The organism is Bacillus sp. FSL W7-1582 (genome assembly GCF_038593325.1).
Lineage (GTDB): Bacteria > Bacillota > Bacilli > Bacillales > Bacillaceae > Bacillus > Bacillus altitudinis.
In genome coordinates this window covers 1,649,587-1,662,776 of sequence record NZ_CP151987.1, presented here as the reverse complement: position 1 = coordinate 1,662,776, position 13,190 = coordinate 1,649,587, and the positions used below count along the sequence as shown (strand labels likewise).

At 42.1% G+C, this 13,190-nt stretch carries 12 protein-coding genes; all 12 read right to left on the bottom strand.

What is annotated here, in order from left to right:
• Positions 1 to 37 precede the first annotated feature (37 nt).
• The 12 genes from NSQ11_RS08485 to NSQ11_RS08430 all read right to left on the bottom strand — a co-directional run bounded on the left by NSQ11_RS08485 (position 38) and on the right by NSQ11_RS08430 (position 13,124).
• Positions 38 to 1,267, bottom strand: a complete 1,230-nt coding sequence (locus NSQ11_RS08485; RefSeq protein WP_172793306.1) for an MFS transporter — start codon at positions 1,265 to 1,267, stop codon at positions 38 to 40.
• A gap of 103 nt (positions 1,268 to 1,370) precedes the next feature.
• Positions 1,371 to 2,096 carry a GntR family transcriptional regulator gene (locus NSQ11_RS08480; RefSeq protein WP_057079526.1) on the bottom strand — a complete coding sequence of 242 codons (726 nt, stop codon included), beginning with the start codon at positions 2,094 to 2,096 and terminating at the stop codon, positions 1,371 to 1,373.
• A gap of 164 nt (positions 2,097 to 2,260) precedes the next feature.
• Positions 2,261 to 4,636, bottom strand: coding sequence for a DNA translocase FtsK (locus tag NSQ11_RS08475; protein ID WP_335358189.1), 2,376 nt, complete (start codon positions 4,634 to 4,636; stop codon positions 2,261 to 2,263).
• Between the two features lie 110 nt (positions 4,637 to 4,746).
• Entirely contained in the window at positions 4,747 to 4,983 is a 237-nt protein-coding gene (locus NSQ11_RS08470) for a YlzJ-like family protein (protein ID WP_048002209.1), read from the bottom strand.
• Positions 4,980 to 5,708, bottom strand: coding sequence for a ClpP family protease (locus tag NSQ11_RS08465; protein WP_008344713.1), 729 nt, complete (start codon positions 5,706 to 5,708; stop codon positions 4,980 to 4,982). The genes NSQ11_RS08470 and NSQ11_RS08465 overlap by 4 nt, the downstream gene beginning before the upstream one ends.
• A 325-nt stretch (positions 5,709 to 6,033) precedes the next feature.
• On the bottom strand, positions 6,034 to 7,701 hold the full coding sequence (gene rnjB, locus NSQ11_RS08460) for a ribonuclease J2 (RefSeq protein ID WP_008344715.1): 1,668 nt from the start codon (positions 7,699 to 7,701) through the stop codon (positions 6,034 to 6,036).
• Between the two features lie 171 nt (positions 7,702 to 7,872).
• Positions 7,873 to 8,739, bottom strand: coding sequence for a 4-hydroxy-tetrahydrodipicolinate synthase (gene dapA, locus NSQ11_RS08455; RefSeq protein WP_019744174.1), 867 nt, complete (start codon positions 8,737 to 8,739; stop codon positions 7,873 to 7,875).
• A 30-nt stretch (positions 8,740 to 8,769) separates the two neighbouring features.
• Positions 8,770 to 9,984 carry an aspartate kinase gene (gene dapG / locus NSQ11_RS08450; protein ID WP_025207348.1) on the bottom strand — a complete coding sequence of 405 codons (1,215 nt, stop codon included), beginning with the start codon at positions 9,982 to 9,984 and terminating at the stop codon, positions 8,770 to 8,772.
• A gap of 92 nt (positions 9,985 to 10,076) precedes the next feature.
• Entirely contained in the window at positions 10,077 to 11,096 is a 1,020-nt protein-coding gene (gene asd / locus NSQ11_RS08445) for an aspartate-semialdehyde dehydrogenase (protein ID WP_017359063.1), read from the bottom strand.
• Between the two features lie 139 nt (positions 11,097 to 11,235).
• Positions 11,236 to 11,829, bottom strand: a complete 594-nt coding sequence (dpaB, locus tag NSQ11_RS08440; RefSeq protein WP_017367267.1) for a dipicolinate synthase subunit B — start codon at positions 11,827 to 11,829, stop codon at positions 11,236 to 11,238.
• Positions 11,826 to 12,728 (bottom strand): dipicolinic acid synthetase subunit A, encoded by a 903-nt coding sequence (gene dpaA, locus NSQ11_RS08435; protein ID WP_007499517.1) that lies wholly within the window; start codon positions 12,726 to 12,728, stop codon positions 11,826 to 11,828. Before dpaA ends, dpaB begins: the two co-directional genes overlap by 4 nt.
• Before the next feature lie 123 nt (positions 12,729 to 12,851).
• Positions 12,852 to 13,124 (bottom strand): YlmC/YmxH family sporulation protein, encoded by a 273-nt coding sequence (locus NSQ11_RS08430; protein WP_008344726.1) that lies wholly within the window; start codon positions 13,122 to 13,124, stop codon positions 12,852 to 12,854.
• Between the last annotated feature and the right edge of the window lie 66 nt (positions 13,125 to 13,190).

The following is a 13,190-nucleotide window of genomic DNA, read 5'->3' as shown; positions in this document are numbered from 1 at the left end:
AGAAAAAAGATGGCAAAATACCGTCTTTTTTCTATGTTTAAACCGTTTTCAATTGTTCACTTTCATCCTTTTCATCTGGCTGGATAAAAAAGAGGACCAAAAATAATGAAATGAGACTACATATGGTCGATAGAATAAAAACGATGGAGTCTCCTTTATCCATAAGAAATGCGTAAATTGGAGGTCCTAAAGCAACACCGATAAACCGCATGCTGCTATAAAATGACGTAATGGTTCCGCACTGCTCTTTTTCAATACCTTCTGTTATCAACGCATCAAGTGCTGGAAGCACAATGCCAATCCCTACGCCACCAATACTTAAGCAGACAAACAACACGTAAAAACTGTGATTCCACCATAAAAATATATACGAAAGTGATAAAAGAGCCATACCAACGATGAGAAATATCCTCATTTTCCCCTTTTCTTTCCCGATTGTTTTCCCCGCAATATACGAGCTGATTGATAAGAAAAGGAGCGGGATACTTAGCAGCAAGCCTTTTTTGACACCCGTTATTTGATACGCCGCCTCTAGATTATCTGACAAATAAAAGAGCACGCCAAAAAGAAGAAACATAATAAAACCACCAATAGCAAAAATGGCATAAAGCCAGCGTCCTTCATGCTTAAAAATCGTCTTTGTTGATTTTAAAAACTCTTTAAATGTAGGCGGATCTTCCTCTTTCTTTGCGGATTCAACCATAAACAGTACCATCACAAAGCTAATGATTGAAAAGAATGGAATGAACCAAAACGGTACAAACCAAAACCAAGAAGCGAGAAGTGCCCCAATAATAGGACTTAGTACCTTTCCAGCTGTATTAGAAGTTTCAATGGCTCCAAGTCCCGCACTTACCTCTTCATCATCGTGAAACAAATCGCCAATAAACGGCATAACGACAGGTGCTGCCCCAGCTGAGCCAACTCCTTGAAGGACCCTGCCAAATAGAATCCACATGTAGGGTTCTTTCATGATGGTTGAGGCAACAGCTGCCACAGCTCCTCCAAGTCCTGCGATTAAAAGACACGGCAAAAGCACCTTTTTTCGCCCAATTCGGTCAGATAAATAACCGGCAATCGGAATACACAAAATCGCCACAACGGAGTATACCGTAATAATGAGTGACACTTGAAAGGAAGTGATTGAGAGTTTCTTTTCGATCTCTGGTAATACGGGGATTAGCATCGAGTTCCCAAGTGTCATGATTAGAGGCACTGATGATAATGCAATAATATTCTTTTTACTGACAGTTTTCTCGCCCAACATCATTCACCCAATTCTATATACTGTTACGTATTAGTGTGGCATGTTTCACGGGTTTTATGTATGGGCAAACAAAAAGCAACCGCCTATGGAAGCGACTGCTTTGTTAAAATCGTTTACGTATGACATGGAAGCTGAATTTATCCGCTCGAAAATAATTGAGCGAGTATAAGACCGGCTGATCATCCTGATCATAGTGCATTTGTTTCAGTAAGAGTAACGCTGTTTCTGGGTCACATTCTAGTATCGGTGAAACCTGATCGTGATAACCAATCGGTTCGATGTCTGCCACTGCATATTTAATTCCGCTGTGCGGTTCTCTGCCAAACAGCTCAAAAAGCGATTCTTCCTCATGAGTAAAAGAAGCGGGAAGATGTTTGACCGGAATTTTATCTAAACAATAGACGACTGGCTGTCCATCTGCTGTTCGAACGCGTTCCATTGAAAAAACCTTCTCGGATTCATCACACTGAAAACGAATGACATCATTCTCTGTCGGCTCCCCTTCTTGTGAGGACAAAAAGATGGTACCTGGCGTCATATTGACCTGTTCAATCATTTTTGTGACACTTGTCAGCTGTTCAATGCCAGTAGAAAAAAGCGGTCTTGAGTTGACGAAAGTTCCCACACCATGCCTTCTAATTAAATACTTCTCTTCTTCTAATATACGAAGGGCTTCACGAAGGGTCGCTCTGCTCACGCCTAAAATCTTTGAGAGCTCAAACTCAGAAGGAAGCTTTTCCTTTTCGGCATATACACCTGTTTGAATATCTTCTTTAATACGGTCAATCACTTTCAAATATAAATGGCGATTGTCTGTTTTGGTCGACATGTTTTCCCTCCGTCTAATCAATGCAAATGATAAGATGAGAAATCTCTATTCCGAGATAAGATGAACATAACTATATCATGTTTTTGCAAATAAATAAATAGTCTGACTTCCAGTTAACATAATCAATATATCGTTAACTTCATGTTAGGAAAGCTCTCTTCGAATTATGAAGAGAGCTCGTCATGTTGTTCTTTTGAGAGGAGGACTTCTCTCGGTTTACTGCCTTCATATGGTCCGACAACCCCGCGCTCTTCCATTGCGTCAATAAGACGCGCAGCACGGGTATAACCGATGCGGAACCTCCTTTGCAGCATAGAAACAGAGGCCGTCTGCATGCCAATGATCAGTTCAACTGCTTCATCATATAAGTCGTCGTCCACAGCCCCAAGCTGATCTTGCGTTTCTTCACTTGGGATCATTTCTTCTTGATATTGTGCTTTTTGCTGCGTGATGACATGATCAACCACATGTTCCACTTCTTCATCTGATAAAAAGGCGCCTTGTACACGAACTGGTTTGTTCGCACCGACAGGTAAGAACAACATATCCCCTCTGCCCAGCAATTTTTCTGCGCCTCCCATATCAAGAATGGTCCTTGAATCGGTTTGTGACGATACGCTAAATGCAATGCGGGAAGGGATATTTGCTTTAATGACACCTGTAATGACATCAACAGAAGGCCTTTGTGTAGCAATAATTAAATGAATCCCCGCAGCACGTGCCATTTGAGAAAGCCTTGTAATGGAATCTTCTACATCAGAGGAAGCAACCATCATTAAATCAGCAAGCTCGTCTACAATGACGACAATATAAGGGAGTTCTGGCTGCTTCGCTTCTGCTGATTGATTCATTCGTTTAATGTAATCATTGTACCCTTCAATATTTCTTGTACCCGTATGAGAAAACAATTCATAACGGCGCTCCATTTCACTAACCACTTTTTTAAGTGCCTGTGAGGCTTTCTTAGGATCTGTCACAACTGGAGCCAACAGATGCGGGATGCCGTTATAAACATTTAATTCAACCATTTTCGGGTCAATCATCATCATTTTTACTTCATGAGGTTTTGCTCTCATGAGAATGCTTGTGATAATACCATTGATACATACACTCTTTCCGCTTCCTGTCGAACCAGCCACAAGTAAATGCGGCATTTTGTTCATTTCAGCCAGCACAGCTTCACCAGAAATATTTCGGCCGAGTCCGATGAGTAGCTTGGCATTTGGGCGGTCATTTTGTTTCGATTCTAAAACCTCTTTTAAAGAAACCATCGCAATTTCTGCGTTGGGAACTTCAATTCCGATGGCGGATTTGCCAGGAATCGGCGCTTCAATTCGAATGTCTTTTGCTGCTAATGCAAGGGCTAGATCATCACTCAAGTTGACGATCTTACTTACCTTCACGCCGACATCAGGGTATACTTCATATTTTGTGACGGCCGGCCCTAAATGAACTTGTGTCACTTTTGCTTTTACACCAAAGCTTTGGAAGGTCTTTTCAAGCTTTCTTGCATTTTCATAAATATTCTTCTTATCTGTTTGCTGACCTGAATGCTGCGGCTCAGCTAAAATATCAAGCGATGGCAGCTCATAATCCTTGTTTTCAAGCTCCGTAAACGTCATAGGCGGAGCTTCTTTCGGTTCATCCCCTGTATCATGAGACGGAGTGCCTTGTACAGTTTCTTGAAGAGGATCTGGCTCATTGACCGGCTGATCTTTTTGAACTTGCGGTGTGAGCATGTCATCTCGATCAGCAAAACTTGAGATAATCGGCTGACGATTGTCAGAAGCTTGCTCTTCTTCCTCGATCAAGATATGATCATGATCTTCTTCGGCCTCTTCTTGCAAGCGTGAACGTTTTTTCTTTTCACTTGTTTTTTGCGCAGGTGCATTCTTTTTCGCCTGCCTTATGCCTTTCATATCTTCAATAAATGCTTTCCACTGCTTCACCAAAAATTGTGATACAGGCAGCGTCACTTTTTTGACCATTTCTTGCAGTGACCGGTTTGTGATCAGCACAATGCCGATCAGCATTAGCACAATAGCCATGATTTGCGACCCTGCTTGTGCAAACAAGAAATAGGAGGCCGCAAATAATACAGCACCGATCATACCGCCTCCTAAATCGGGCGAGCCTGTCTCACCTTTCATATCCATTAAGAATAACTCAAACGTATTTCTGATTACACTTTGAGAACCTATCACGCCTGCAGCTGAAAGATGCTGAAAAAGCTTCACATGGGACAAAAGCAAGATACTCGCAATGATGCAGTATAAACCTGCTTTTCTTCTGGTCAGTAAATCAGGAATTTGTTTTTTCCAAAAGATCGTCACACCAAAAAGAAATAATCCGATAAGGCAGAGAATAAACCATTCACCTGCAAAGAATCGGAATAGATGTACAAAGGTTTGTCCAACTACACCTAGCTGTAAAATGGCAATGATCGCTATGGCAATACAGACTAACCCATTTAGTTCATATTTCAGTTTTAGCTGTTTATTTTGTTTTTTTCTTGTTTTACGTTTTCTCTTTTTCGCCATACTCATCACCTTACTACAAAAGAAAATATAACCTACGAAAAGATCAGAAAGAAAGCAGCCTGGTTTTGGCTGCATCTTGTTGTAAGTTTTCCCTTTATTATAGCATAGAATCATTCATATGAGTCGGTTTGATTGGTGCCTAAATGTAACTTCAATCGCTTACCTGGTGCAAGCTCCTGATTCAAAAAGTCCATTGGATTTGTACTCATTACTTGAACGATTTCCGCTTCATCTTCTTTCATTTCAACCATCACTGGCACGCCCTGAATGTTTACCTGCTGGAGTTTGCGTTCTCCTTGTTCCTCAGCGTAAATGGCTTCATAAGGCATAGTTGTATATAAAATCATTGGATCAGCCCCTCGTTTTGTGCAGCCCGTTCGCCAATAAGCTCGTTCAGCTTTTTAATCGCTTGTCCAACGCCGCCGACTTCATGCATCAGTCCGTATTCAGCCGCCTCATGACCAACGACATTTGTCCCGATGTCTCTTGTTAAATTGCCTTTAGAGAACATAAGCTCTTTAAATTTCTCTTCTGTAATGTTTGAGTGACTCGTGACAAAATTAATGACTCTTTCCTGCATTTTATCTAAGTATTCAAAGGTTTGCGGAACACCAATGACTAGACCGGTTAAGCGTACAGGGTGAATGGTCATCGTTGCTGTTTCGGCAATGTATGAATAATCACACGATACGGCGATTGGGACCCCAATAGAGTGGCCGCCGCCAAGCACAATGGATACAGTCGGTTTGGATAAAGAAGCGAGCATTTCCGCAATGGCTAGTCCTGCTTCTACATCGCCGCCGACTGTATTTAAAATGATTAGAAGTCCTTCAATTTTTGGGTTTTGTTCAACTGCTACGATTTGTGGAATGACATGTTCGTATTTGGTTGTTTTATTTTGTGGCGGCAGCTGCATGTGCCCTTCAATTTGTCCAATAATAGTCAGGCAATGTATGTTTGTATCTTGTGACAACTGCGGGACGGCTGTTTCACCAAGCTGTTGTATTTTGCTCATAATGCTATCTTTTTCTTCTGGTTTTCGCTCAGGCTGCTGTTCATTCTGTTCGTCCATTTGTCTCCATCCTTTCCTAAAAACTCTCCTCCTATTATGAACAAGATCGTCACATTCCATCCGCATTCATCATGTCACATCAAAAAAGCCCAAAGAGCTTGTGCTCCTTGGGCTTAGCGTGTAGACAAACCCTCGCATTCGTTGTCAGTCCTGCGCTTCGGTACTCACGAATGTCAAATTCGCTCCGCTCCGGTGCTCGTCCTTCCTAGACTGCAAAGGTTTTCTATCACGCTAAAAAGAAGACAAAGTGCTAAAATAAAGTTCATTTTAGCACTTTGTCAACAATCTAAAGCCCAAAGAGCTTGTGCTCTTTGGGCTTTTCTCATCACACTTCCATAATAATTGGAATGATCATTGGCTTACGTTTTGTTTTTTCATATAGGAATTGATTTAGTACATCGCGCATGGATTGTTTCAGTGTTGACCATTCAACAATTGAGTTTTCCGTTTGCTCTTTCACAATCCCTTTGACCATTTCTGTTGCTTTCACAATCAGCTCTTCGGATTCTCTTACATAAACAAATCCTCTTGTGATGATCTCAGGTCCAGAAATTAATTGTTTCTTTTGTTTATCGAGCGTAATGACTACAATCAAGATGCCATCTTGAGACAATAGGCGTCTATCACGTAAGACAATATTCCCAATATCACCAACACCAAGACCGTCGATCAAAATGTTCCCTTGATGTACTTTTTCACCGATTTTGACGTTTTGACCTCTAAATTCCACAACATCCCCTTTATCAATTAAGAAAATGTCGCTTCGTTTCATGCCCACTTCTTCAGCAATACGAGAATGTGCTTTTTGCATGCGATATTCGCCGTTTACTGGAATTAAATACTTTGGCTTCAGTAAGTTCAGCATAAGCTTTAACTCTTCTTGACAGCCATGTCCAGATACATGCACACGTTTTTGAGCAAAAATCACTTGTGCTCCGCTTCTTGTAAGGAAATCCACCGTTTTTGAATAGGTAAGTTCTTGTCCTGGAAGAGGTGTAGACGCAATCACAACCGTGTCATCTTTTTCAATATGAAGCTGTTTGTGATTTTGTTTCGCCATTTTTGTTAAAGCAGCGAGAGGCTCGCCGTGGCTTCCTGCTGTGAGAATGACCACACTGTTTTTCGCCATTTTTTTCACTTCTTGGACTGGAACAAATAATTCTTCGTCCGCTGTCACATAACCAAGTTTGATCGCAAGCTGAAGAGTTGTCATCATATTTTTCCCTGCTACTGCAAGCTTACGGCCATTTTGGTTTGTGGCATTAATGATTTGCTGTACACGATTAATATTTGATGAAGATACAGCCACAATCACACGGTTTTCAGCATTGTACATCGCATTTGAGATTTCGTCTTGGACGAGCGCCTCAGAAGGTGTATAGCCTGGTTTTTCAGCATTTGCACTGTCTGAAAGAAGTGCTAAAACGCCATTGTTTCCAATTTTCGCAATCTCTCCGATGTCACAGGCTTGGTTAAGCGCTGGGGTTTGATCAAATTTAAAATCACCTGTGCATACGATTGAACCAAGAGATGTTTTGAAGCTGATTCCGACTGAATCAGGAATACTGTGATTCGTTCTAAAGAATGACACCTTTGTTGTTTCAAATGTAATGACTGACTTTGCATGAACCTCTCGCAAATCAGCTTTTTGATTGAAGCCGTATTGCTTTAACTTTTCTCGAAGTAACGCAAGGGTCAGCTTCGTGCCGTAAACTGGTACAGACAATTTGCTTAAGCAATGGAATACGCCTCCGATTGCTTCATCATGTCCGTGGGTAAGAAAAATTGCTTTCACCCGATCAGCTCGTTCTGTTAAATAAGAGATATCAGGAATGACCACGTCAATGCCTAGCATTTCGTTTTCTGGATGCATGAGTCCTGCATCTACAACATATATGTCGGAATCAATCTCAATGACATATAAGTTTTTCCCGATTTCTCCAACGCCTCCCAGTGCAATAATTCTTACGTTCTCTGTATTTTTCTTTTTCAAAATTCTTATCCTCCTAGTCTCAAGCCCGTCCATCATCGCTTAATGCTATTATAACTGAATCTAATTTTAGAAAACAAGATGAAGTCACATTTTAAGAAAGTGTTTATGTATAAAAAACGGTCATACTCAGGGACATCTGAGAATGACCGCTTACGAATTTTTTTGTTTTGATCAGCTGTTTAATACGCTGCTTAAATTCAGTCTTTCTTCTTCTGATAAAGGTAAAAGCGGGAGTCGAACGGATCCGACATCTAATCCTTTCAGCTGAAGAGCTGTTTTGACAGGCGTTGGATTTGGCGCTGAGAACAGCTGGTTCATAATCGGCACCAGTTTTTGATGAATCAATGCCGCATTCGCTGTTTGTCCTGAAGCGTAGCTTTTTAGCATTTGCTGCATATCAAGGCCTACGATATGAGAAGCGACAGAGACGACTCCTCTTGCACCAATCGCAACCGCAGGAAGCGTTAGGCTGTCGTCACCAGAGTAAACGTCAAAATCTTCTGGTGTCTCTGCAATGATTTTTGTCATGGCATCTAGATCACCGCTTGCTTCTTTGATTGCGACAATGTTCGGTATTTGCGCAAGCTTAATCGTTGTTTCTGGTGCTAATGAAGCAACCGTTCTTCCTGGTACATTGTAAAGCATGACAGGAAGAGATGTAGACTCGGCAATTGCTTTAAAGTGTGCATACATGCCTTCCTGTGATGGCTTGTTGTAGTAAGGTACGACAAGCATCACTGCATCAACGCCCGCTTCTTCTGCTTTTTTCGTTAGTTTAATAGACGCATTTGTGTTATTACTGCCTGTTCCTGCAATGATTTTACAACGACCATTTGCTAATTTCACCGATTGCTGAAAAAGAGCGACTTTTTCTTCAGTCGATAAAGTTGGCGATTCGCCTGTTGTCCCTGCAACGACTAAAGAGTCACTGCCGTTTTTTAACAAGTAATCAATGAGAATTGATAGCTTTTGGAAATCAATGTTGCCCTTTTTATCAAAAGGTGTAATCATAGCTGTTGCGATATTTCCGAAATTCATTTTTTTCACCTCATCATGATTCAATCACATTTATCTTGAAAGTTCAAACACTTCATGAAGGGCATTGACAGCCGCTCTCATGTTTTCTTCGTTCACTAACACCCAAATCGTCGTATGACTGTCAGCGGACTGTAAGATCGGAATATTTTGCTCAGATAGTGCAGATACAATTTTAGATGTGACACCTGGTACACCCATAATGCCTGCTCCAACAGCTGATACCTTTGCACAGTTTGTCGTGACAATCGGCGTATAGCCCAGATCTTTTAGGATCGCCGTTGCTTTTTCAGTCATTGCACCTGTCACCGTATAGACGATTTCGCTCGGTGTAATGTTGAAGAAATCGACACTGATTTGGGCATTTGCCATTGCTTTAAAGACTTCTGTTTGTACGCTGTACTGTCCCTCTTTAGCTGGGACTTTGATTTGTGTGACATCATTGACATGTGCAATACCCGTAATCAGGCGGTCGTACACATCATGACTCATTTTATCTGAGTAGTGTGATGTCACGAGTGTGCCCTCATCATCAGAGTATGTTGAACGGACCCTCATTGGTACTTTTGCTTGCATGGCAATTTCAACAGCTCTCGGGTGAATGACTTTTGCCCCTTGGTATGCGAGGTTACAAATTTCTGTGTATGTCACGACTCTCAGTGGTTTTGCATTTTCTACGATACGGGGATCTGCTGTCATGACCCCTTCTACATCTGTAAAAATATCGATGAAATCTGCCTGCAATGCAGCGCCTAACGCAGCAGCTGACGTATCACTGCCGCCTCGTCCGATTGTTGTCACGTCTCCATTTTTTGCAGCGCCTTGGAATCCAGCTACGACAACCACATCATGCTCTGAAAGTGCCGCCTCAAGACGTTCACACTTCATGTCAATAATTTTCGCATTTGTATGTTCTTTATCCGTCACAAAGCCTGCCTGTGATCCAGTCATCGCAACAGCCTTTAGCCCGTTTTCATTCAGCATACTTGAAAAAACAACAGCTGAAATATTTTCTCCGCAAGACACGAGTAAATCTTTTTCTCGGTTTGTCATATGCTGCGCACTGCCGTAAAGCAGACCTAGCAGTGTATCTGTCGCATAAGGATCGCCTTTTCGTCCCATCGCAGACACGACAACGACCGATTTATAGCCTTTCTCTTTTGCAGATAAGATATGTGCAAGTGCCCTTTTTCTTCCTTGATCATCTTTGACAGATGTACCGCCAAATTTTTGGACAATTATTTTCACTGTTTTCACTCCAAGTTCATTCTGACGTAACAGAAGAGAGCAGGCGAAAGATGCCTAACTCTCTTCTATTCGTCCTCATCATCCATTGAATGTTAAACTAATTTTAATGCTCGTAAGCTTTCTGCAATTTGAACGGAGTTCCATGCAGCGCCTTTTAGCAGGTTATCAGATACAATCCACATATGGAAGCCATTTGGACGATCCAAATCCTTCCGAATGCGGCCGACAAATACGTCGTTTTTACCAACAGCATCTGCAGGCATTGGATAAATTTGCTGAGACGGATCATCTTGTAATGTGATGCCTGGTGCATCTTTTAGGATGGACTTGACGTCATCAACCGTTGCGTCATTTGATTCAAGTTCAACGTAAACCGATTCTGAATGACCCGTTTCAATTGGTAGTCTCACACATGTTGCCGCTACTTCCAGCTCTGGCAAATGCATGATTTTTTTCGTTTCATTGATCATTTTCATTTCTTCAAATGTATAGCCATTATCTTGGAATTTATCAATTTGCGGAATTGCATTAAAGGCAATTTGATAAGGCATGACTTCTGGTTTCACATCTTCTTTATTTAAAATGGCTTGCGACTGGCTGTACAGTTCGTCAATGGCTTCATGTCCTGCACCTGATACTGCTTGGTAAGTAGACACAATGACTTTTTTCATGCCATACGCTTGACGAAGCGGTTCTAGCGCCGCCACCATTTGAATCGTTGAACAGTTAGGGTTTGCAATGATCCCTTGATGGTCATGCAAATCTTTTTCGTTTACCTCTGGTACGACAAGAGGGGTATTTTCGTCCATACGAAAAGCACTTGTATTATCGACAACAATTGCACCTCGTTTGACTGCTTCAGGAGCTAGCGCTTTGGAAACATTTCCTCCCGCACTGAATAGTGCAATATTGACCCCTTCAAAGCTTTCAGGTGTTGCTTCTTGAACGGTATACTCTTGACCTCTGAATGTCACTTTTGTTCCAGCAGAACGTTTTGAGGATAGTAGGGTAAGTGTATCCATTTCAAAATCTCTGTCAGCTAGTGTTTTTAACATTTGTTGACCGACAGCTCCAGTCGCTCCAACTACAGCTACATGCAATCCTCTTCCCATCAGTAAAACTCCTTCCGACCCATCCATGATTCTTTTCTTTCGGATGGCCATCCTATGACTTTTTACATTTTATTTTACCATAGAAAAGCAAGGCTTGAAGTACCTTTTTTGAATCTTTCATGATTTTCTAGTGAATCTATTATTCGTTTGATCCAATTAAAATGGGCTGAATTTGTCTATGCTCGAGCGCCTCTTCTACCGTTTTCGTCAGTAGATCCATATGCGCTACCATGGAAGTCGGTTTTTTGAATGGATCATCCTGGCCGAATGGAATAAAGAAAATGTTCTTTGTCGACATGAGTCTCATGAGATTTGTACCATTTAAACCTAATGCATCATTGGTGGAAATGCCTAAAACGACAGGGCGGTGATTACGAATGGTCGCCTTAGCAGCCATTAAGACTGGACTGTCTGTCAGTGCATTTGCAAATTTCGCCATTGAATTGCCTGTTAAAGGTGCAATGACCATACAATCAAGTGGAAGTTTTGGTCCGAGTGGCTCTGCTTTGACGATTGAGTCAATCGCTTGAAATCCTGTCAGCTTCTCAATCCGCTCAATCCAGTCCGCTCCTTCTCCGAATCTCGTATTCGTATTTTGCACCGTATATGACACGACAGGACGCACTTCTGCCCCTTCTTTCACGAGTGATTCGATTTGCGGAAAAACGGCTTCGTACGTGCAGTGAGAACCTGTTAAACCAAAGCCGATTCTTTTCCCTTTTAGTGTAGTCATGATTTCATCCCCCTTTTTTCCTCCGCAAGTTCACATAAGAGCCCAGAAAGCACTTTTGCAATGATCTGCCCGGCTGTCTTTGGTGCCACAATCCCTGGAAGTCCTGGTGCAAGAAGTGCCTTCACTCCATGCTTTTGTGCAAAGTCAAAGTCTGTTCCACCTGGGCGGGAGGCGATATCCAAAATGAGTGTCTTTGGTGTCATGCTGACGATGACAGATGAATCTAATACTAAGCTTGGAATCGTATTGATGATGATGTCGACATCCGTTACTTCATCTTTTAAACGGTCCATTGAAAATGGATCAAGTCCCATCTCAAAGGCTCGCGCTAAATGGGCTGTATCCGCAGCACCAACTTTCACTTCCGCACCTAGCGCCCGAAATGTGCGGGCAATGGTGAGCCCTGTTCGACCAAGTCCGAGAACAGCGACATGTGACCCATGAATCGTATAGTCCGTTTGCTGAATAGCCATCATGATAATCCCTTCAACTGTTGGAATAGAGTTATATATGGCAATATCATCTCGCTCAAACAGCTTCACAAGCTTCCGGTTCACCTGCTTTGCCATATTGTCTAAGTACATATTAGAAATACCTGAGTACAAGGTACAATGTGCAGGGGTTCTTTCTAAATATTTAGCTTCTAGCACGACCTTCTCATTTGAAAAAACGGTGGCAACGACCCCTTCGTCTGTAGCACCTGATACCGGAAGGATCATACTGTCTACCTGCTCAAATGGAAGCTCTGACATTTTCAGCTTTTCAGCACCAATAAATCCATGATCCAGCTGATCAAAACCGACCAAAAACACTTTGGCATGCTGCTGTGACAGCTTGCGAATGATTTCAAGCTGCCTAGCATCTCCCCCGATCACCGCAACCGTTAAACCGCTCAACATACTGACCGTTCACCTTCTTTATTTAAAAAAGTCTGTAATATTTTCCGAATCTCCCTTTCAGCATATGAGGAGAGGATTCAGCCTGTGAACAAATCGGGAAGAGAAAAGAAAAAGAGCACCCTTTTATGATGGGTGCTCTTTTTCTCCGTGCGGCTGAAGTTCTTCAGGCACATCGAGAATGATCATATCTGATCCTATTTTTTGAATGTGATTCCACGGAACGCGGATGTCATTTCCTTGTTTTCGAAAGCCAAACCATTTGACGGAAGGTATGATGAGTGCTGTAATTTGACCGTCCTGTTCATTTATTTCAAGGTCGGTTTGTCCAAGCACGCCAAGCCGCTCCGCTCTTTTAATATCGACGATCTCTTTTCCTGACAGCTCACTCAGCCTCAAAATCGCATCACTCCCCTTCCATATCATATATGCAGCAGGGAGGGGGAATAGACCGTCCCGTTCTAC

Bases quoted from the DNA above. Each gene is read 5' to 3' on its own strand.
- NSQ11_RS08480 (WP_057079526.1), bottom strand. From the start codon at position 2,096: ATGTCGACCAAAACAGACAATCGCCATTTATATTTGAAAGTGATTGAC.
- dpaA (WP_007499517.1), bottom strand. From the start codon at position 12,728: ATGTTGAGCGGTTTAACGGTTGCGGTGATCGGGGGAGATGCTAGGCAG.
- NSQ11_RS08470 (WP_048002209.1), bottom strand. From the start codon at position 4,983: ATGATTTTATATACAACTATGCCTTATGAAGCCATTTACGCTGAGGAA.
- NSQ11_RS08465 (WP_008344713.1), bottom strand. From the start codon at position 5,708: ATGGACGAACAGAATGAACAGCAGCCTGAGCGAAAACCAGAAGAAAAA.
- NSQ11_RS08475 (WP_335358189.1), bottom strand. From the start codon at position 4,636: ATGGCGAAAAAGAGAAAACGTAAAACAAGAAAAAAACAAAATAAACAG.
- dpaB (WP_017367267.1), bottom strand. From the start codon at position 11,829: ATGACTACACTAAAAGGGAAAAGAATCGGCTTTGGTTTAACAGGTTCT.
- asd (WP_017359063.1), bottom strand. From the start codon at position 11,096: ATGGGAAGAGGATTGCATGTAGCTGTAGTTGGAGCGACTGGAGCTGTC.
- NSQ11_RS08485 (WP_172793306.1), bottom strand. From the start codon at position 1,267: ATGTTGGGCGAGAAAACTGTCAGTAAAAAGAATATTATTGCATTATCA.
- dapA (WP_019744174.1), bottom strand. From the start codon at position 8,739: ATGAATTTCGGAAATATCGCAACAGCTATGATTACACCTTTTGATAAA.